The 20,230-nt window shown below is 70.5% G+C and carries 15 protein-coding genes; 7 read left to right on the plus strand and 8 right to left on the minus strand.

The genetic code is table 11. The annotated features are described in order from the left end of the window. The first annotated feature begins 102 nt into the window (after nucleotides 1-102). The 4 genes from OG453_RS36715 to OG453_RS36730 all read left to right on the plus strand — a co-directional run bounded on the left by OG453_RS36715 (nucleotide 103) and on the right by OG453_RS36730 (nucleotide 3,421). Nucleotides 103-1,005: a lytic polysaccharide monooxygenase gene (locus OG453_RS36715; protein WP_266872863.1), complete on the plus strand. Its 903-nt coding sequence runs from the start codon at nucleotides 103-105 to the stop codon at nucleotides 1,003-1,005. Nucleotides 1,006-1,089: 84 nt separating this feature from the next. Continuing rightward, complete coding sequence (locus OG453_RS36720) at nucleotides 1,090-1,770, plus strand: ABC transporter permease (RefSeq protein ID WP_266872864.1); 681 nt, start codon at nucleotides 1,090-1,092, stop codon at nucleotides 1,768-1,770. Next, nucleotides 1,767-2,450, plus strand: a complete 684-nt coding sequence (locus OG453_RS36725; RefSeq protein WP_266872865.1) for an ABC transporter permease — start codon at nucleotides 1,767-1,769, stop codon at nucleotides 2,448-2,450. The genes OG453_RS36720 and OG453_RS36725 overlap by 4 nt, the downstream gene beginning before the upstream one ends. A 23-nt stretch (nucleotides 2,451-2,473) precedes the next feature. Further along, nucleotides 2,474-3,421, plus strand: a complete 948-nt coding sequence (locus OG453_RS36730; RefSeq protein ID WP_266873264.1) for an ABC transporter substrate-binding protein — start codon at nucleotides 2,474-2,476, stop codon at nucleotides 3,419-3,421. A gap of 244 nt (nucleotides 3,422-3,665) precedes the next feature. Here OG453_RS36730 and OG453_RS36735 read toward each other — a convergent pair whose 3' ends face one another. The 8 genes from OG453_RS36735 to OG453_RS36770 all read right to left on the minus strand — a co-directional run bounded on the left by OG453_RS36735 (nucleotide 3,666) and on the right by OG453_RS36770 (nucleotide 16,402). After that, entirely contained in the window at nucleotides 3,666-4,829 is a 1,164-nt protein-coding gene (locus OG453_RS36735; protein WP_266872866.1) for an ABC transporter ATP-binding protein, read from the minus strand. Nucleotides 4,830-4,851: 22 nt separating this feature from the next. After that, entirely contained in the window at nucleotides 4,852-5,565 is a 714-nt protein-coding gene (locus OG453_RS36740; RefSeq protein ID WP_266872867.1) for a lactate utilization protein C, read from the minus strand. Beyond that, a complete protein-coding gene (locus tag OG453_RS36745) occupies nucleotides 5,562-7,067 on the minus strand; it encodes a LutB/LldF family L-lactate oxidation iron-sulfur protein (RefSeq protein ID WP_266872868.1) in 1,506 nt (501 codons plus the stop codon). The genes OG453_RS36740 and OG453_RS36745 overlap by 4 nt, the downstream gene beginning before the upstream one ends. Continuing rightward, the gene (locus OG453_RS36750; protein ID WP_266872869.1) at nucleotides 7,064-7,825 is read right to left on the minus strand and encodes a (Fe-S)-binding protein; all 762 of its coding nucleotides are present in this window, start codon (nucleotides 7,823-7,825) and stop codon (nucleotides 7,064-7,066) included. The genes OG453_RS36745 and OG453_RS36750 overlap by 4 nt, the downstream gene beginning before the upstream one ends. A 56-nt stretch (nucleotides 7,826-7,881) precedes the next feature. Then, the gene (locus OG453_RS36755; protein ID WP_266872870.1) at nucleotides 7,882-9,342 is read right to left on the minus strand and encodes a rhamnulokinase family protein; all 1,461 of its coding nucleotides are present in this window, start codon (nucleotides 9,340-9,342) and stop codon (nucleotides 7,882-7,884) included. Between the two features lie 605 nt (nucleotides 9,343-9,947). After that, nucleotides 9,948-11,987 carry a bifunctional aldolase/short-chain dehydrogenase gene (locus tag OG453_RS36760; protein ID WP_266873265.1) on the minus strand — a complete coding sequence of 680 codons (2,040 nt, stop codon included), beginning with the start codon at nucleotides 11,985-11,987 and terminating at the stop codon, nucleotides 9,948-9,950. A 14-nt stretch (nucleotides 11,988-12,001) separates the two neighbouring features. Then, a complete protein-coding gene (rhaI, locus tag OG453_RS36765) occupies nucleotides 12,002-13,171 on the minus strand; it encodes an L-rhamnose isomerase (RefSeq protein WP_266872871.1) in 1,170 nt (389 codons plus the stop codon). 33 nt (nucleotides 13,172-13,204) lie between these two features. After that, entirely contained in the window at nucleotides 13,205-16,402 is a 3,198-nt protein-coding gene (locus tag OG453_RS36770) for an alpha-L-rhamnosidase (RefSeq protein WP_266872872.1), read from the minus strand. A gap of 282 nt (nucleotides 16,403-16,684) precedes the next feature. Between OG453_RS36770 and OG453_RS36775 the strand changes: the two genes are divergently transcribed. From OG453_RS36775 to OG453_RS36785, 3 genes are read left to right on the plus strand one after another with little or no spacing between them, the layout of a single operon-like run. Next, nucleotides 16,685-18,181: a sugar ABC transporter ATP-binding protein gene (locus tag OG453_RS36775; protein ID WP_266872873.1), complete on the plus strand. Its 1,497-nt coding sequence runs from the start codon at nucleotides 16,685-16,687 to the stop codon at nucleotides 18,179-18,181. Continuing rightward, complete coding sequence (locus OG453_RS36780) at nucleotides 18,178-19,236, plus strand: ABC transporter permease (RefSeq protein WP_266872874.1); 1,059 nt, start codon at nucleotides 18,178-18,180, stop codon at nucleotides 19,234-19,236. The genes OG453_RS36775 and OG453_RS36780 overlap by 4 nt, the downstream gene beginning before the upstream one ends. Beyond that, nucleotides 19,229-20,227 (plus strand): ABC transporter permease, encoded by a 999-nt coding sequence (locus OG453_RS36785; RefSeq protein WP_266872875.1) that lies wholly within the window; start codon nucleotides 19,229-19,231, stop codon nucleotides 20,225-20,227. Before OG453_RS36780 ends, OG453_RS36785 begins: the two co-directional genes overlap by 8 nt. Nucleotides 20,228-20,230 lie beyond the last annotated feature (3 nt).

Genomic DNA, 20,230 nt, shown 5'->3' on the forward strand with positions numbered 1-20,230 from the left:
AGATTATTGGTGCAGACCTCTTGCTGCTTGGTCTAGGCCAATGCCACTCTCCTCTCACACGCCCCTCGGGGCACCGTGCCCTGCCCTGAATGGAGTCCCACCATGTCCGCTCGACACAAGGCCGCCTCCTTAGGTGCGCTCGGCGCGGCGTCCGCGCTGCTCGTCTCGATCACGCCGGGTCAGGCCAGTGCGCACGGCGCGGTGTTCAACCCCGTCAGCCGTGTCGCGGCCTGCTACGCGGAAGGCCCCGAGACCCCCAAGTCCCAGGTGTGCAAGGACCTCATCGCGGCGAGCGGCACCCAGCCGCTGTACGACTGGAACGAGGTGAACATCGCCAACGCCAACGGCCGGCACCAGCAGCTCATCCCGGACGGCAAGCTGTGCTCGGCGAACCGCGAGAAGTACAAGGCGCTCGACTGGCCCCGCACCGACTGGCTCGCCACGCAGGTGTCCGCCGGTGCCTTCGACTTCAAGTTCCGTGTCACGGCCGCCCATCCCGGCACCATGACCGTGTACATCACCAAAGACAGCTATGACCCGACGAAGCCGCTGAAGTGGTCCGACCTGGAATCCACCCCGGTGGCGACGACCGCCACGGCCAAGACCTCGACGACCGGCTACTACGAGTTCTCCGGCACCCTGCCGAACAAGTCGGGCCGCCACCTGCTCTACAAGGTCTGGCAGCGCAATGACAGCCCCGAGGCGTTCTACAGCTGCTCCGACGTCGTCTTCGGCCAGGGCGCGCAGACCGCGGGGACCCCGAAGTCGCCCACCGAGAAGCAGCTCGACGCCGGGGCGTCCAAGTCCACGGTGAGCCACCACGGCCACGGCGGCGACACCGCGGGAGAGCAGAACCCCGCCAAGGACGACGCCGTAGCGCTGAACGCCGAGAACACCGCCGCCGCCACGGAGGGCGACAGCGCCGTCCCGCCGGCCCTCGCGGGCCTGACCGCGGCCGGCCTCACCGCCGCCTGCTTCGTCTTCTTCCGCCGCCGCAGGACCTGACGGGCCGCCGGGGTCCGGCGCGCTGCCGCCCGTACGGGTGACCAGAACGCGCCGTCCCCCGCCGCCGCCCGCTGAAATGGACAGGTGACCGCGCCCCCGGACGACTGCCTCGCGCGCAACGAGTGGATCTGCGGTGAGTATCTGAGCACCCGCCGCCAGATCATCCTCGACGCGGTCGTCCAGCATCTGGAGTTGACGGCGCTCTCCGTCCTCATCGCGCTCGTGCTGGCCGTGCCGCTCGCCGTCATCGCCCGCCGCTGGGGCCTCGCGGCGGGCCCGGTGCTCGCGCTCACCACGGTCCTCTACACGATTCCCTCGCTCGCGATGTTCTCGCTGCTGCTCCCCGTGTACGGCCTGTCCTCGACCCTGGTCGTCGCCGGGCTCGTCCTGTACTCGCTGACGCTGCTCGTCCGCAACATCCTCGCCGGTCTTCGCGGCGTCCCCGAGGACACCCGCCAGGCCGCCCGAGGCATGGGCTACGGCCCGATCCGGCTGCTGCTCACCGTCGAAATGCCGCTCGCACTGCCCGCCGCGATGGCCGGCCTGCGGATCGCCACCGTCTCCGCCGTCTCCCTCGTCACGGTCGGCGCGATCGTCGGCTTCGGCGGGCTCGGCAACCTCATCTACGCCGGCATGAACACCTACTTCAAGGCGCAGGTCCTCACCGCCTCCGTCCTGTGCGTCGTCATCGCCGTCGCCGCCGACCTGCTGCTGCTCGGCGTACAACGGATCCTCACCCCCTGGACGAGGGCGGTCCGCTCATGAACACCCTCGGCGAGGCCTGGCAGTGGCTCACCGACGCGGCGCACTGGTCGGGCGACGACGGCATCTGGCACCGCCTCACCCAGCACCTCGTCCTCACCGTGGTGTGCCTGCTGATCAGCTGTCTCATCGCGCTGCCCGTCGCGCTCGTCCTCGGCCACCTCGGCAAGGGCGGCGCGCTCGCCGTGAACATCTCCAACATCGGCCGCGCGGTCCCGACCTTCGCCGTCCTCGTCCTCCTGCTCCTGACTCCCATCGGACGCTGGGGCGAAGGGCCCACCGTCGTCGCCCTCGTGCTGTTCGCCGTGCCGCCGCTGCTCACCAACGCGTACGTCGGCATGCGCGGCGTCGACCGCAGCATCGTGCAGGCCGCGCGGGGCATGGGGATGACGGGGCGGCAGATGCTGTGGCGCGTCGAACTGCCGCTCGCGATGCCGCTGGTGCTCAGCGGGGTGCGGATCGCCGCCGTACAGCTCGTCGCCACCGCGACCATCGCGGCGCTCGCGGGCGGCGGGGGACTCGGCCGGATCATCACGGCGGGCTTCAACCTCGCGAGCACGCCCCAGGTCGTCGCGGGCGCCGTCCTGGTCGCCGCGTTCGCGCTGCTCGTCGAGGCGCTCTTCGAGATCGGCGAGCGCCTTGCCCCGGCGTGGGCGCGGGGCGGCAAGGGGCGGGCCGGATGAGGCGGCGCACCGGGCCGAGCCGGATGAGACGGCGCACCGGACCGACCCTGCTGGCCGCCGCCGCGCTCGTCGTCCTGTCCGGCTGCGCGTCCGGGCCGTCCCTGGAGACCCAGGGCGAGGTCACCGCGCCGCCCGGCGACAGCCGCGACCTGGTCGTCGGCTCCGCGGGGTTCACGGAGAGCGATCTGCTGGCCCAGATGTACTCACTGCTCCTGAACAAGGCCGGATACGGTGCGGAGATCCTCTCCGTGGCCAACCGCGAGCTCTATGAACCGGCCCTGGAATCCGGGCAGATCGATGTCGTCCCCGAGTACGCGGCGACGTTCGCCGACTGGCTGAACGCCAAGAAGAACGGCGCCGACGCGCAGCCCGTCGGCTCGCCCGACCTCGACGCCACCATGCGGGCCCTGCGCGACCTCGCCACGCCCCGCGGCCTCAATGTCCTCGACCCGGGCAAGGCCGTCGACCAGAACGCCTTCGCGGTCACCGCGTCCTACGCCCGGCAGCACCGGCTGAAGACCCTTACCGACCTCGGCAGGTCCGGCCTGCCGGTGCGGCTCGCCGCGGGCGACGAATGCGTGCAACGCCCGTACTGCGAACCGGGATTGAGGGAGGTCTACGGCATCGACATCACCGCCGTCGACCCCAAGGGCGTGGGCACGACGCAGGCCAAGAAGGCCGTGCAGAGCGGCCAGGACCAGATGGTCCTGACGACATCGACGGACGCCACCCTCGACGAGTTCGGCCTGGTCCTGCTGAAGGACGACAAGAAACTCCAGAACGCCGACTACATCGTCCCGGTCGTCAACCACTCCCGCGCGGGCAGCGAGGGCGTCGCCAACGCACTCGGCCACCTGAACGCCGTCCTGACGACGCCGGACCTGGCATCCCTGAACGAACAGGTCGACAGCTGGCGCAGGCTTCCGGAGGACGTTGCTCGGGCGTATTTGGAGGAGAAGGGCTTGCTGTGACGCCGCCGGGGCGGGGTACCCCCTCCCTGCCAGGGCGGGCACTCCCCCTCCCCGCCGGGACGGGCACCCCCTCTCGGCCGGGGCGGGCTCCCTCTCCGCCGCAACGGTGATCAAGCCGGACGGTGGCATGCGGCGGTGCCGAACTGCCTCTGCCCGAGAGGGGTTGCGCGCTGACACACCTCCGCTCGCCGCAGGCGCAAAGGCCCCGGGCTCGCCCGGACACCGCACCCCCGGCCGGCAAGGCCTACGCGTCGGCTACGGAGTCGAAGTCCACCTGATCCCGCGGCACGCCCTGCGCGTCCGCGTCCACCGAGCGGCGCAGCGCCTCATGCAGTTTCGCTGGGGTCAGTACGCCGAGGAAGTGGGCCCCGTCGAGGACCGCCACCCAGCCCGCGTCGTGCTGCAGCATCACGCCGAAGGCCTGCTTGAGCGGCGCGCCGACGGGGACCCATGCCTTCATCCGGTGGGCCAGATCGCCGACCTTGCCGCCCTCCCCGGCCAGCGCCACCTCGTCGACGCCGACCCAGCCGTGCAGATCGCCTTCCGCGTCGAGGACGACGGCCCAGCGCGCGTCCTGCTCGCGCAGCCGGGCCGCGGCCTGCGGGGCGGGCTCGTCGAGGCGGGTCACCGACGGCTGCTCCAGGTCGTCGGCCTGGATCTCGGTGACCGAGAGCCGCTTCAGGCCCCGGTCGGCGCCCACGAACTCGGCGACATACGGCGTGGCAGGAGTGCCGAGCACCGCTCCCGGCGTATCGAACTGCTCGATGCGCCCCTGCCCGTACACCGCGATCCGGTCCCCGAGCCTGACCGCCTCCTCGATGTCGTGCGTGACAAGCAGCACCGTCTTGCGGACGGCCGCCTGCATCCGCAGGAACTCGTCCTGCAACTGCTCCCGCACCACCGGGTCGACCGCCCCGAACGGCTCGTCCATCAGGAGGACCGGCGGATCGGCCGCCAGCGCCCGTGCCACCCCGACCCGCTGACGCTGACCGCCCGACAACTGCTCGGGATAGCGGGAGCCGTACATCTTCGGATCGAGCCCCACCAGGTCGAGCAGCTCGGCCGCACGCGCCCGGGCCTTCCCCTTCTTCCAGCCGACGAGCGCGGGCACGGTCGCCGTGTTGTCGAGGACGGTCCGGTGCGGGAAGAGCCCCACCTGCTGGATGACATAGCCGATGCGACGGCGAAGCCGGACCGGGTCGACATCGGCGATGTTCTCGTCGTTGACGAAGATGCGGCCCGATGTCGGCTCGATGAGCCGGTTCACCATCATCATCGTGGTCGTCTTGCCGCACCCGGACGGGCCGACGAGCGTGACCAGTTCACCCTGCGCGACCTCGAAGGAGAGCTCGTCCACGGCCGTCGTGCCGTCCGGGTAGCGCTTGGTCACCTGCTCGAACCGGATCATGCACTCACGCTAACCGCGCCCCTCACACTCCGCTCACCAGCACCACCTCGAGCCTGCGCGGGCCGTGTACGCCCTCCACCCGGTCCAGTTCGATGTCACTGGTCGCCGACGGTCCCGAGATCCACGTGAGCGGCCGGGCGGGGTCGAGCCGTTCGAGTGCCAGGGGGACGGAGGCGACGACCTGATCAGGGACCCGTACGACACAGATGTGGTGATCGGGGACGAGCGTGACGCGGCGGCGGCCCTGGTCCGGGCCGCCGTCCAGGACGATCGTGCCGGTCTCGGCGACGGCGACCGCGCAGCCCGTGACGACACTGTCGACCTCGTCAAGCTCCCGGGCGGTGTGCGTGGCCAGGTCCTCGACGCGCTCCGGTCCTTCCGCGGGCAGCCAGCCGGTCGGCAGCGCGGCCGGCACGAGCACGCTGCGCGAGCCCCGCTCGGCGAGCAGCCGCCCGAGCAGTTCCGGCAGCTGCCCCGCCTCTGCGCGATGCACGATCGCCCGGTAGTCCGCGAGGTTCTCGGCGAGCAGCTCGACGGTCTGCTCCGCGGTGCGATCACCGTGCTCCCGCAGATAGCCGCGCTCGACGGTGCCGTCGTAGGAGTACGGCACACCGTCGGCTCGCGCGTCGCCCCGTACGTCGTCCCGCACGTCGGCTCGTGTACCGGCTCGTACGTCGTCTCGTACGTCGGTCAGGGCGCGTCGCACCCTGCCCAGGATCAGGTCTCTGCTGCTCACTTGCCGCTCCTCTTCCCGCTCCTCTGGGCCCGGCCGCCTTCGGTCCGCTGCCACCAGTCCCGGAACGGCTCCGCCGGCACCTGCGGCATGTCCCGCGTCGCACTCCACGCCCGACCGGGGCCGGGGAGCGTGCGCGGATGGAGGCGCCGGGTGCGCGAGGCGAGCCGCTGGCCGGCGCGCAGCGCCCCCGGGCGGCCGAACGCCCAGCCGGCCGCGCGCATCGCCGCCCGCTCCGCGGCATGCCCGCGCGCCGGCCGCAGCGTCACCTTCGTGCCGTTCCTGGTCACTTCGCCGCCCTGGACCACCCGCTCCCGCAGATGGACCAGGACCTCGGGGATGTCGATGGCGACCGGACACACGTCGTAGCAGGCGCCGCAGAGCGTCGATGCGTAGGGGAGCGAGGCGTCGATCTCGCTCTGGATGCCGCGGAGTTGGGGGCTGAGGATCGCACCGATGGGGCCCGGGTAGACCGAGCCGTACGCATGGCCACCCGCCCGTTCGTAGACGGGGCAGACATTGAGGCATGCCGAACAGCGGATGCAGCGCAGTGCCTGCCGGCCCACCTCGTCGGCGAGGGTGTCGGTGCGGCCGTTGTCGAGCAGCACGAGATGGAAGTCGCGCGGCCCGTCGGCGGTCTCCGCGTCCGTCGTACCGGTCCACATCGAGGTGTACGGGTTCATGCGCTCGGCCGTGGAGGAGCGGGGCAGCGTCTGGAGGAAGACCTCGAGGTCCCGCCACGTCGGCACGACCTTCTCGATGCCGACGACCGAGATCAGCGTCTCGGGGAGGGTGAGACACATCCTCCCGTTGCCCTCCGACTCGACGACGACCAGCGTGCCCGTCTCGGCCACCATGAAGTTCGCCCCGGAGACGCCGACCTTGGCCCGCAGGAACTTCTCGCGCAGATGGAGCCGTGCCGCCTCGGCGAGCTCGGCGGGCGTATCGGTGAGACCGTCCGGCGCGGGGCGGCCCCATTCGCTCATCTCGCGCGCGAAGATGTCGCGGATCTCGCCGCGGTTGCGGTGGATGGCGGGGACCAGGATGTGCGAGGGGCGGTCCTTGCCGAGCTGCACGATGAGCTCGGCGAGATCGGTCTCGTAGGCGCTGATGCCCTCGGCCTCCAGGGCTTCGTTGAGGCCGATCTCCTGCGTGGCCATCGACTTGACCTTGACCACTTCGGACTCTCCCGTGGCCTTCACAAGCCCGGTGACGATGCGGTTGGCCTCGTCGGCGTCCGCCGCCCAGTGCACGGTGCCGCCCGCGGCCGTGACCGACTCCTCCAACTGGACCAGATACCGGTCGAGATGGCGGAGCGTCTCGTCCTTGATGCGCTTGCCGGCCTCGCGCAGCTGTGCCCAGTCGTCGAGCTCGGCGACGGCCTTGGCGCGCTTGTCCCGGATGGTGTGCGTGGCGTGCCGCAGATTGGCGCGCAGGGTCTTGTTCCCGACGGCCTCGCGGGCGGCCTCGGGGAAGGCGGGCATGCCTACGAATGTGCCGCTCATGCCAGAGGCTCCTCTTCCGTGCTCGCCAGGATCTCCGCGATGTGGACCGGACGTACGCCGCTTCTGAGGCGGGTCATCGTCCCGCCGATGTGCATCAGACAGGAGTTGTCGGCCGCGCACAGCACATCGGCACCCGTCGACTCGGCGTTGCGGACCTTGTCCGTGCCCATCGCCGCCGAGACATCGGAGTTCTTGATCGCGAAGGTGCCGCCGAAGCCACAGCACTCCTCGGCGCCGGGCAGCTCGCGCAGCTCAAGTCCCTTGACCGACCTGAGCAGTCGGGCGGGCCGCTCCCCGAGGCCGAGGGAGCGCAGACCGTGACAGGTCGGGTGGTACGTCACCGTGTGCGGGTAGTACGCCCCGACGTCCGTCACACCGAGCACGTCCACCAGGAACTCGGTCAGCTCGTACGTCTTGGGGACCACGGGCGCCAGCGCCGTCGCAAGGCCCTCACCCCGCCCCTCGGCCCGAGCCCGGTCTCCCATACGCGGATACAGCTCGCGGACCATCGCTCCGCACGAGCCGGACGGCGTCACGATCGCGTCGTACCCGCCCTCCCCGAAAACATCGGAGAAATGCCGGGCGAGCGGTTCTGCCTGATGGCGATAGCCGGTGTTGTAGTGCGCCTGTCCGCAGCAGGTCTGCGCCATCGGGAAATCGACCTCGACGCCGAGCCTGGTCAGCAGTTTCACCACCGCGCGGCCCGTGTCCGGATACAGCGTGTCGTTGACACACGTCAGGAACAGAGCGACACGCATCGCGGGTTCCTCCTCGTCGATCATCGGATGGATGCAGGGTATGCGCTGCGTCGGCGTTACGGGAGTCGGTGTGCGGCGATGCGTTGGGACGTGATGCGTTGGGGCGTGATGCGCTGGGACGTGATGCGCTGGGACGCTTCGGCCCACGCCGAACGGGTCCGGCGGTCGCCCGTCGGTTCGTAGTGGGTCAGCGGCTGGGTGCGGGCAAGCAGGGCTCGCATCTCGTGACGGTCCGCCGTCAGGCCGTGCGCCCTCGCCTGCACGAGTACGTTGCCGAGCGCGGCGGCCTCCGCCGGGCCCGCCACGACGGGCAGCCCGCAGGCGTCCGCCGTCAGCTGGCAGAGCAGCGTGTTGCGGGCGCCACCGCCGACTATGTGCACGACGTCCACGGATCTGCCCGTGAGGCGCTGGGCGTCCTCGATGGCCTGACGGTGGGCCAGCGCCAGGGAGTCGAGTATGCAGCGAGTCGTCTCGGCGGGGGTGGTGGGCGCGGGGTGGCCTGCGGCGGCGCAGGCCTGGGCGATGCGGTGCGGCATGTTGCCCGGGGGCAGGAACGCGGGGTCGGAGGCGTCCACCAGGAAGCGGAGGGCGGGGACTTCGGCGGCTTGACGCAGCAGCGGTTCGAGGTCGAGGTCGCTGCTCCAGGTGCGCCGGCACTCCTGGAGCAGCCACAGGCCCATGATGTTGCGGAGGTAGCGGACCGTGCCGTCCATGCCCAGCTCGTTGGTGAAGTTGGCCGCGCGGCCGGCTTCCGTGCGGACGGGGGCGTCCAGCTCCAGGCCGGCCAGGGACCATGTGCCCGTGCAGATGTACGCGAAGTTGTCGGTGGTGGCGGGGACCGCGGCCACCGCCGATGCGGTGTCGTGCGAGGCGACCGTCGTGACGGGGGTGGGTGGTGTGGTGGGGAGGCCGGTCTCTTCCAGTACGTGCGGCAGTAGGTGGCCGGCCGGGTCGCCGGGGTGCCGCAGGGGGGCGAACAGATGGAGGTTGATGCCTAGGCGCGCTGCGACGTCGTGCGACCAGGTCTTGGTGTGCGGGTCCAGGAGTTGGGTGGTGGACGCGTTGGTCAGTTCCGTGCCCTGTTCGCCGGTCAGCCAGTACGTGATGAGGTCCGGGATGAGGAGGAGGCGTTCGGCGGCGGCGAGTTGGGCGGTGCCTTGGGCTGCGGTCAGTTGGTAGAGGGTGTTGAAGGGTGCGTGCTGGATGCCGGTCGCCGCGTAGAGCTCGGGGGCGGGCATGGTCGCCCACACCTTGTCCGGCGCGGACTCGGTGCGGGTGTCCCGGTAGTGCACCGGGTTGCCCAGGAGGGCGCCGTCCGCGTCCAGGAGTCCGTAGTCGACCGCCCAGCCGTCTATGCCGATGGAGGTGACGGGGCCTGCGGTGCGGAGGCCGTCGAGGATGCCGGCGTAGAGGGCGAGGATGTCCCAGTGGAGGGTGTCGGCCGTGCGGATGGGGCGGTTGGGGAAGCGGTGGGCTTCTGTGAGGGTGAGGGTGTCGGGGGTTAGCTGGGCTGTCATGACGCGGCCGGTGGATGCGCCTAGGTCTATTGCGGCGAAGTGGTGAGGGCGGGGGTGTCGGCGGTGGTGTGGGCTGGAGCTGGAGTTGAGGCTGAGACTGGGCATGGGGGCTCGCAGGGGCCGTAGTTCGGGTGGGGCGTTGGGTTGGGGCTGGGCCGGGGTTTGGGGTTGGCGCCTGTGCTTGTCGTCGGGCTGGGCTGGTGTCGGCGGGTGCGGGTCGGCTCGTTCTGCACCGCCCGTCTTGGGGGCGGGGCCGCGCCGGTATGTCCGTACTCGCCATCTCGGTCTGAGCGTTCTGCTGCTTCGGCTCGCGAGACGTGGGCAACGTGCTCCGTGCGGACATACCGACACGTCCCCTCGCGAGCGTTGCGCACTGCGAGTGCGTGGTGGCCGAGGCGCCTGTCCCTTGTAAGTGATCGGGCGCAGGCTTCACCACGCTGCGGGGCGTGCGGCGCCCCACCCCCAGCCTCCCCCTCCTTGCCTCGATGCTGGATGCCCCGGCCTCCGCCTCCCCCACTCACCCTTGCTGTCGGGCAATCGGGCGGGTGGGCGGGAAAGGCTTGTTCGGTGGGGCGAGGCTGCGGAGTTGTGGGCCGGGGTGTGGATTAGCGGAGGAACGCTGCCGGGACGCCCGCGTCCACCGGTATGTGGAGGCCCGTGGTGTGGGAGAGATCCCCTGCGGTCAGGGCGTACACCGCGTTGGCCACGTGCTCTGGGAGCACCTCCCGCTTCAGGAGGGTGCGTTGGGCGTAGAACTCGCCCAGGTTTTCCTCCGGGACCCCGTAGACCGCCGCGCGCTTCGCGCCCCAGCCGCCCGCGAAGATTCCCGAGCCGCGGACCACGCCGTCCGGGTTGATGCCGTTCACCCGGATGCCATCGGGGCCCAACTCGGCTGCCAACAGGCGCACTTGGTGGGCCTGGTCCGCCTTTGTCGCGGAGTACGCGATGTTGTTGGGGCCCGCGAACACCGCGTTCTTCGAGGCGATGTAGATGATGTCGCCGCCCAACCGCTGGTTCCGCATGATGCGGGCCGCCTCGCGGGAGACCAGGAACGAACCGCGGGCCATGATGTCGTGCTGCAGGTCCCAGTCGTGGGTCGTGGTCTCCAGGAGTGGCTTGGAGATGGAGATGCCCGCGTTGTTGACCACCAGGTCGACACCGCCGTACGCGAGCACGGCGGCCTGGAACGCCGCCGCGATCTGGGCTTCGGACGTCACGTCGGTCGTGACGGCGACCGCCTTGTCGGGGCCGCCCAACTCGGCTGCCACCTCCGTCGCGTTGGCCGCGTCCAGGTCGGCCACCACTACACAGGCGCCCTCCGCCACCAGGCGGTGCGCGATCGCCTTGCCGATGCCGCTGCCCGCGCCGGTCACCAGGGCCACGCGGGTGGCCAGCGGCCTGGGCTTCGGCAGGCGTTGGAGTTTGGCCTCCTCCAGGGGCCAGTACTCGATGCGGAACTTCTCCGGCTCGGGGATGGGGGCGTATGTCGACACCGCCTCGGCGCCCCGCATCACGTTGATCGCGTTGAGGTAGAACTCGGATGCCACGCGGGCCGTCTGCTTGTCCTTGCCGAAGCTGAACATGCCGACACCGGGGACGAGAACGATCGCCGGGTCCGCCCCGCGCATGGCGGGGGAGTCCGGGGCGGCGTGCCGTGCGTAGTAGCTCGCGTACTCCTCGCGGTAGGTGGTGTGCAGCTCTCGCAGGCGGGTGATCGTCTCGTCCAGTGGGGTGGCCGGCGGGACGTCGAGGAGCAGGGGCCTGATCTTGGTGCGCAGGAAGTGGTCGGGGCAGGAGGTGCCGAGGGCCGCGAGGCGGGGGTGCTCGGTGCTCGACAGGAAGTCGAGGACCACGTCCACATCCGTGAAGTGGCCGATCTGCGGATGGTCCTGGGAGGCCAGTGCGCGGACGTACGGGGCCAGTTCCGCCGCGCGGCGGTGGCGTTCGGGGGTGGACAGCGGCGTGAACTCGGCGCGTGCGGGCCCGAACGGGTCGGTCTTGCCGCGCTCGGTGAGGAACGCCTCGGCGGTGCGGATGATGTGCAGCGAATTGCGCTCGCACTCCTCGGCCGTGTCGCCCCAGGCCGTGATGCCGTGGCCGCCCAGGATGCAGCCGATCGCCCCAGGGTTCGCCGTCTTCACCTCGGCGATGTCCAGGCCGAGTTGGAAGCCGGGGCGGCGCCAGGGGACCCAGGCCACCGTGTCGCCGAAGCATGCGGCGGTCAGCTTCTCGCCGTCCGCCGAGCAGGCCAGGGCGATGCCCGAGTCGGGGTGCAGATGGTCCACGTGCGCCGCGTCCACCAGAGCGTGCATCGCCGTGTCGATGGACGGTGCCGCGCCGCCCTTGCCGTGCAGGCAGTAGTCGAAGGCCGTGACCATGTTGTCCTCGCGGTCCACGCCCTCGTACACATCCTTGAGCGCGTGCAGCCGGTCAAGGCGCAGGACCGCGAGGCCGTCCTCGGTGAGAGTGCCGAGGTCGCCGCCCGAGCCCTTGACCCACATCAGTCCGGTCTCCGTGCCCGAGACCGGGTCGAGGGCCGTGCCCTTCGCCGACGCGTTGCCGCCCGCGTAATTGGTGTTGCGCGGGTCAGCGCCCAAGCGGTGCGCGCGGTCGAGCAGTTCCTCGATCTGTGCGTGCTGTGTCATCTCGCTCATGCCGCTCATGCCCCCCATCCGGCCTGCTCGCCGCCGACCCGGTCCTTGACGATCTGCTCCTGCCAGCCTGACCGGTGATACGCCCCGATGGGATCCGGGTCGAGCCCCGAGTCCTCCCTGACTTCTGCCAGTAGGGGCCGGACGTCGGTGTTGAACGCGTCCATCAGCGACGCGTTGGCCGCGAGCACGTCGCCGGTCCGCTGGGCCTCGGCCAGCGCGTCGGCGTTCACGAGCAGGGCCTTGGCCGTGGCCTCCTGCACGTTCATCACCGAGCGGATGATCGCCGGGATCTTGGCCTCGATGTTGTGACACTGGTCGAGCATGAACGCGATGTCCCCGCTGAGGCCTCCGCCGCGGGCCACCTCGTACATGATCCGGAAGAGCTGGAAGGGGTCGGCGGCGCCCGCCATCAGGTCGTCGTCCGCGTAGAAGCGCGAGTTGAAGTCGAAGCCGCCGAGGCGGCCCTCGCGCAGCAGCGTCGCGACGATGAACTCGATGTTGGTGCCGGGGGCGTGGTGGCCGGTGTCGACGACGACCTGAGCCTTCGGGCCGAGCTTGAGGCAGTGGGCGTACGCCGTGCCCCAGTCGGGGATGTCCGTCGCGTAGAAGGCCGGCTCGAAGAACTTGTACTCGACGAGCATGCGCTGGTCGTCGCCGAGGCGGTCGTACACGGTGTGCAGGGCCTCGGACAGCCGGTCCTGGCGGGTGCGGATGTCGTCCTGGCCCGGGTAGTTGGTGCCGTCGGAGAACCACAGCTTCAGGTCGCGTGAACCCGTCGCGTCCATGATCTCCACGCACTCGAGGAGGTGGTCGAGGGCTTTGCGCCGGACTGCCGGGTCCGGGTTGGTGACCGAGCCGAGTTTGTAGTCGTCGTCCTGGAAGACGTTGGCGTTGATCGCGCCCAGCGTCAGGCCGCGCTCGGCGGCGTAGGCGGCGAGCGCCGTGTAGTCGTCGACCTTGTCCCAAGGGATGTGCAGGGCCACCCGGGGGGCCACGCCCGTGTGGGCGTGCACCCGGGCGGCGTCGTCGATCTTCTCCCGGGTCGTGCGGGGGACGCCTGGCTGCGCGAAGACCTTGAAGCGCGTGCCGGAGTTGCCGTATGCCCAGGACGGGGTCTCCAGGGACTGGGTGGTGAGTGCCGCTTTCACGGCGTCCTTGCTGGTTCCGGCGGTCATCGCGCAGCCTTCCGAAAGAGCGGTCGAGGTGGGTCAGTTGGAGAATCGGTGCGTGCCGGAGGCCACGGTGAAGACGGCGCAGCCGTCCTCCATCCGCAGGAACTCCGCCGATCCGTGGGTCACTTGGGCCGCCTTGTCGGCGGGCACCCACACCTCCGCCGTGGTGTTCGCGGGGAGGGTGAGGGTGAGCCGGAATCCTTCGGAGTCCGTCTTCCAGTGAGTGGTGACCGGGCCGTAGAGCGCGTCGAAACGGCCCTCCGCCTCGGTCACGCCGCCGCCCGGACGCGGGCGGACGAGGACCTTGCGGAATCCCGGATCGGCCGGTGCGATGCCCGTGACGTTCGCGTACATCCACTCGCCCACCGAGCCGTAGGCATAGTGGTTGAAGGAGTTCATGCCCGCGTCCTGGAAGCTGCCGTCCGGCTTGATGGAGTCCCAGCGCTCCCACATCGTGGTGGCGCCCTTGTCGATCTGGTAGCCCCAGCTCGGGAAGGAGCGCTGGACGAGGAGCCGGTAGGCGACGTCCGTGTGGCCGGTCGCGGTGAGCACGGGCAGCAGGCGCGGAGTGCCGAGGAAGCCCGTCGAAAGGTGCCACTCCTTGGACTTGATGAGTTCCACCAGGCGGGCGGCGGCCGGTGCGCGGTCGGCCTCGGGCAGCAGGTCCATGGAGAGGGCCAGGACGTACGCCGTCTGCGTGTCGCCCTTCACCCGGCCGCCGCCCGTCACGTACGCCGCGCGGAAGGCGTCCCGGACGCTGCCGAACAGCTTCTTGTACGGCGCGGGATCCTTGCCCAGGGTCTCGGCCACCCGCGCGACCAGGTCGGCGCTGTGCGCGAAGTAGGCCGTACCGATGACGTCCTTGGGGGTCTCGTCCTGGATGTTGAGCCAGTCGCCGTAGCCCTCGGCGGGGCGCAGATAGCCGGTGCTGTGCTTCTCCAGGTAGTCGAGCCACTTCAGCATCGAGGACCAGGACTGCTCCAGGACGCGCTTGTCCCCGTAGGCCTGGTACAGCGCCCAGGGGACGGTCACCCCGGCGTCGCCCCAGCCGGCCACGCCCTTGCCGGGCGAGCCGATGTTCGGCGCCACATCGGGGAAGGCGCCGTCGTCGGGCTGCCCGTCGCGCAGGTCGTCGAGCCACTTCGTGAGGAAGCGGGCCGACTCCATCGTGTAGGCGGCGGTCGGCGCGAAGACGTTGATGTCGCCCGTCCAGCCGAGCCGTTCGTCGCGCGCCGGGGTGTCGGTGGGGATGGAGAGGAAGTTGCCGCGCTGGCCCCAAGTGATGTTGCTGTGCAGCTGGTTGAGCATGGGGACGTTGGTCTTGAAGTCCATCGTGAAGGGCGCCGACGTGTGGATCACGCGGCCCACGATCGCGTCGCGCGGCGGTGTCCCCGGGAAGCCGGTCACTTCTACGTAGCGGAAGCCGTGGAAGGTGAAGCGCGGCTCGTAGGTCTCCTTGCCGTCGCCCTTGAGCGTGTACGTGTCCGTGGCCCGGGCGCTCCGCAGATTGGTGGTGTAGACCGTGCCGTCGGGGTTGAGGACCTCCGCGTGGCGCAGCTGGACCTTCGTACCGGCCTTCCCGGAGACCGTGAGGCGGACCGCACCGACCATGTTCTGACCGAGGTCGAAGACGAACACGCCGGGCTTCGGCTCGCTCACCTTCCGGGCGGATATCTCGCTCTCCACGCGCGCGTGGCCGTCGATCTGAGCCACGACGGCGGCCTTGACCTCGTCGACGGCGTCGGCCGCGACCCAGTCCGCGTCGTCGAAGCCCGCGCGTGTCCAGCCCGCGGCCTCCAGACGGGCGTCGTAGTCCTCGCCCGACAGCAGGTCGGCGGCGGTCACCGGCCCTGTGGCGGCGCGCCAGTCGGTGCCGGAGAGCACACGGTCGGTCGAGCCGTCGGTGTACGTCACCTCCAACTGGGCCAGGAACGCCGGTCGTTCGCCGTACTGATGCGGACCGAACATGCCGACGTTCCCCGCGTACCAGCCGACGGCGACCGTCACGCCGAGCGCGTTGGCGCCGGACTTGAGCTGCTTGGTCACGTCGTACGTCTGGTACTGGACCCGCTTGTTGTAGTCGGTCCAGCCGGGCGCAAGGCGGTCGTCGCCGACGCGCTCGCCGTTCAGCCAGGCGTCGTAGAGGCCGAGGGCCGTGGAGTACAGCCGGGCCCGCGCGACGGTCTTGCCCGCGCGGAGCCGGAACTCGTGGCGCAGCTGGGCGGCCGGGGAGTGGCCGGGGGCGACCTTCCCCCAGGGGCCCGAGCCCCACGCGGCGAGTACCTTCGCCGCCGGCCAGGAGCCGTCGTCGTATCCGGCGGCCTGCCAGTCCCCGGAGGGCTCCTTGTCGGTGGTCCTCCAGGTGCCGTCGGTGGTCAGGACGCGCACGCCGTCGGCGGTCGTCAGTTCGAGCACGCCGAGCAGACCGGCGGGCCCGGTCGTGGCGTTGGTGGCGGAGACGGCGATGACCGCGGCGCCGGTCTTCAGGTGGGCGGTCACGTCGACGAGCGCGGGGCGGCGCCAGTTGTCGGCGGCACTGTCCGCCTCGGCGTGCGCCACGCGCGTGCCGTTGACGTACGCGGTGTAGCCGTCGTCGGCGGTCATGACGAGCCGCGCGCGGGTGACCCCTTCGGGGATGTCGACCTTGCCGCGGAACCAACGGGTGGCCGCCGGCGCGCTGCTCGCGGGATCGCCCTCGGGGAACCAGATCCACGACGCTTTGTCCAGGGCGGGCGCCCCGATGAGTGAGGCGGGCGCCCCGATCCACCGGGCCGACCAGTCCGAGGCCGCGGAGAGCCCGGTCTCCCACCAGGAGGGCTCGCTCCAGTCGGATGCCTTGCCCGCGGTGTCCCAGACCCGCACCGACCAGTGGTAGCGCGTACGGGCCTTGAGTTCGGGGCCCGCGTACGGGACCAGGACCGAATCGCCTGACGTCACCTTGCCGCTGTCCCAGACGTCGGGGTCGGCGAGGCGGCCGGGGGAGGTGGCCACCCGCACCTGGTAGGCGCTCTGCGCCTGGCCCTCTTCCTCGGACGCCAGCGGCCAACTCAGCCTGGGGCGCGGTACATCGAGGCCGAGCGGGTGTCTGACGTACTCGACGGTCGGTCTGGTCACGCGTAGGGACCGGCCCCCTGCGGTGGGGGCCGCGTGGGCCGTCGGAACGGCCCCGGCGGCCACCGCTGTTCCCAGGGCGGCCGTGGCGGTGGTGCTGAGCAGTCGTCTTCTGCTGATCACAACTCGACTCCGTAACGACTCGACGATGAATCGTTTCACGCAAGGTGAAGCTAGGGAGGGCGGTCTGCCCTGTCAAGGGGTCTTGAGGGACCGCCTGTGCCAGGCCGAGCTGGACGAGGATTTTCGAGGCACGCCCATTGACGCCACAGTTGGCGCGGGTTTAGCTTCCCTGAAAATTGATTGAAACCTTTCACGCCGGGTGTCCGGCGTGTGACTCCCGGCGTCCGCTGCCCGGCGCCCCCTCCCGATGCCACAGCCCTTCGTGACCGATCGGTGCTACCTATGAGAGAGCCCCCCGTCCTGGCCGTGCAGGGCCTGAGCAAGTCCTTCGGGGCCGTCCGCGCCCTGCACGACGTCTCCTTGGAGCTGTACGCCGGTGAGGCGCACGCCCTAGCGGGCGAGAACGGCGCCGGGAAATCCACCCTCATCAAGACCCTCGCCGGGGTCCACCGGCCGGATGCGGGAGGGCTTTCGCTCGACGGCCGCCCGGTCGTCTTCCACGGCCCCGGCGACGCCCGGGACGCGGGCGTCGCCGTCATCTACCAGGAGCCCACGCTCTTCCCCGACCTGTCCGTCGCGGAGAACATCTTCATGGGGCGCCAGCCACGCCGCTCGCTCGGCCGCGTGGACCACAAGGCGGTGCACGCCGCGGCCGGGGCGCTCTTCAAGCGCCTCGCGGTGGACCTCGACCCCGAACAGCCCGCGCGCGGCCTTTCCATCGCCGACCAGCAGATCGTCGAGATCGCCAAAGCGCTCTCCTTCGACGCCCGGGTCCTCATCATGGACGAGCCGACCGCGGCGCTCACCGGAAGCGAAGTGGCCCGTCTCTTCGGCGTCGTCCGCGCCCTGCGCGAACAGGGCGCTGCGGTTCTGTTCATCTCGCACCGCATCGAGGAGATCTTCGAGCTGTGCCAGCGCGTCACCACGCTGCGGGACGGTGCCCTGATCGCCAGTGAGCCGCTCGACGGCCTGACCGAGGACGATCTCGTACGCCGCATGGTGGGCCGCGACCTCGACGAGCTCTACCCGAAGCAGGACACACAGGTGGGTGAAGTCGCCCTCAGCGTCCGCAGGCTGACCCGGGAGGGTGTCTTCACCGATGTGTCGTTCGACGTGCGGCGCGGCGAGATCGTCGGCCTCGCCGGCCTCGTCGGAGCCGGGCGCAGTGAGGTCGCGCGGGCGGTGTTCGGCGTCGACCGGTGGGACGCCGGGACCGTCGAGGTGCAGGGACGGGCGCTGGTCAACGGCGCCCCCAGCACGGCCATGGCGGCCGGACTCGCGCTCGTCCCCGAGGACCGGCGCGCCCAGGGCCTGGTGATGGACATGTCGATCGAGCGCAACATCGGGCTCACCGGACTGCGTACGACGGTGCGTGCGGGCCTCATGGACCGCGGCGCCGAGCGCAGCCGCTCGCTGGACTGGGCGGTGCGACTTCAAGTGAAGTACGCGCGGATCGCCGACGCGGTCGGCACCCTCTCCGGCGGCAACCAGCAGAAGGTCGTCCTCGCCAAGTGGCTGGCCACCCGCCCCCAGGTGCTCATCGTCGACGAACCGACCCGCGGCATCGATGTCGGCACCAAGGCCGAAGTGCACCGTTTGCTTTCCGAACTCGCTGCCGACGGAGTCGCGGTCCTGATGATCTCCTCCGACCTGCCGGAGATCCTCGGCATGGCCGACCGGGTCCTCGTCATGCACGAAGGGCGGCTCACCGCGGAGATCCCGCGCGCGCGGGCGACCGAGGAGTCCGTGATGGCGGCGGCCACAGGGAGGGCGGCATGAGCGCGACCACCCAGAGCCCCGCACCCGCGGTGGACCCGGAGAAGGCCGCCGCGACCCGCCTCGTGGACCGCGTCTTCAAGATGCGCGAACTGGCCATCCTGCTCGTCTTCCTGGTGATGATCGGCATCACCCAGGCGGGCAACAGCGAGTTCCTGTCCGAACAGGGCATCAAGGACCTGCTCCTCAACGCGACCATCCTTGTCCTCGTCGCGACGGGACAAGCGCTTGTCGTCATCACCCGCAACGTCGACCTGTCGGTCGGCTCGACGCTCGGGATCAGCGCCTTCGCCGCAGGCAACCACCTCCAGGGCGGCGGCAACTCGACCGTCGCGATCCTCCTCGCGGTCGCGCTGGGCGTCGGCTGCGGCCTGCTCAACGGCGCGCTCGTCAGCCTCGGCCAGGTGCCCGCGCTCGTCGTGACACTCGGCACGCTCTACGTCATCCGGGGCATCGACTCGATCTGGGTCGGCTCCCGGCAGATCACCGCGGCCGACCTGCCCGGCGGATACATCGATTTCGGCTCCGGCGGGATCTCGGCCGTGCCCTACCTGGCGCTCATCGCGCTCGTCGTCCTGATCGGCGTCGCGTACTACCTGCGGCACTTCGGCGGCGGGCGCGAGCTGTACGCCCTGGGCTCCAACCCCGAGGCCGCGCGCCTCGCCGGCATTCCGGTGCGCAAGCGGATCCTCGCCGCCTACACCGCCTGCGGGGCGCTCGCCGGACTCGCGGGCGCGCTGTACCTGGCCCGCTTCGGCAACGTCGACTCCGCCACCGGCAACGGCTATGAACTCACCGTCGTCAGCGCCGTCGTGGTCGGCGGCGTCGTCTTCACCGGCGGCTCAGGCAGCGTCTACGGAGCGGCACTCGGCGCCCTGTTGCTGACCTCCATCAACAGCGTGCTCCCCGCGCTCGGCGTCAGCTCCGTGTGGGTGCTCGCCATCAACGGCGTGCTGCTGGTCCTCGCCATCGCCGTCGACCGGATCGTCGCCCTGCGCGTCGCCAAGGCCCTGAAGAAGAGGGCCGCATCCAACAGAAGGACGGGCCGCCATGGCTGACTCCACCCGGCTCACGCTCACGCGCGCCGTCCGCTGGGACACCGTCGTCGGCGCCCTCCTTGTCGTACTCCTCCTGATGTCGTTCTCCTTTGTCGACGGTTTCGGCAACGCGCTCAACCTGTCGTTCCTCATCGGCAATACGCTGCCCATCGCGCTGATAGCCCTCCCGATGACGCTCCTCGTGGTCTCCGGAGAGATCGATCTTTCGGTGGCCTCAACGGCAGGGCTCTCCGGAGCGGTGATGGGCGCCCTGTGGAACGCGGGCATGGCCATCGAGACGATCATTCCGCTGGTCCTCGTCATCGGAGTCGTCTGCGGACTGATCAACGGTCTCCTGGTGACCCGGCTCGGATTGCCGTCGCTCGCCGTCACCATCGGCACGATGGCCGCCTACCGGGGCATCGCGCAGATCGTGCTCGGCTCGGACGCCGTCACCGACTTCCCCGCGCAGTACCTGGACTTCGCGGCCGGACGCGTCGGGGAGACCTTCCTGCCCTACGCCTTCCTGCCCTTCCTCGCGCTCCTCGCGATCGCCGTGGTCGTCCTGCACGCCACCCCCTTCGGGCGCTCGCTGTTCGCGATCGGCGCCAACGAGGAGGCCGCGCGCTTCGCCGGGGTGCGCGTCAAGCGGCACAAGCTGTGGCTGTTCGTCGCCACCGGATTCATGGCCGCCCTCACCGGCGTCTTCTGGGCGCTGCACTACGCGAGCGCCCGCTACGACAACGCCACCGGGCTCGAACTGTCCGTCGTCGCCGCCGTGCTGCTCGGCGGCATCGACTTCGACGGCGGCAAGGGAACCCTCGGCGGCGCGATCGCCGGCGTCTTCCTGCTCGGCGCGCTGCAGAACGCGATGAGCCTGCTCAACGTCTCCGCACAGTCGCAGATCGTCGTCACCGGCGTGCTGCTCGTCGTGTCCGTGCTCGGGCCGCGTGTGGTCCGGCAGATCGCCGTCGCCAGGGCGGGCCGCCGCGCCACCGCCCCCGCCCGCTGACCC

Source organism: Streptomyces sp. NBC_01381, assembly GCF_026340305.1.
GTDB lineage: Bacteria > Actinomycetota > Actinomycetes > Streptomycetales > Streptomycetaceae > Streptomyces.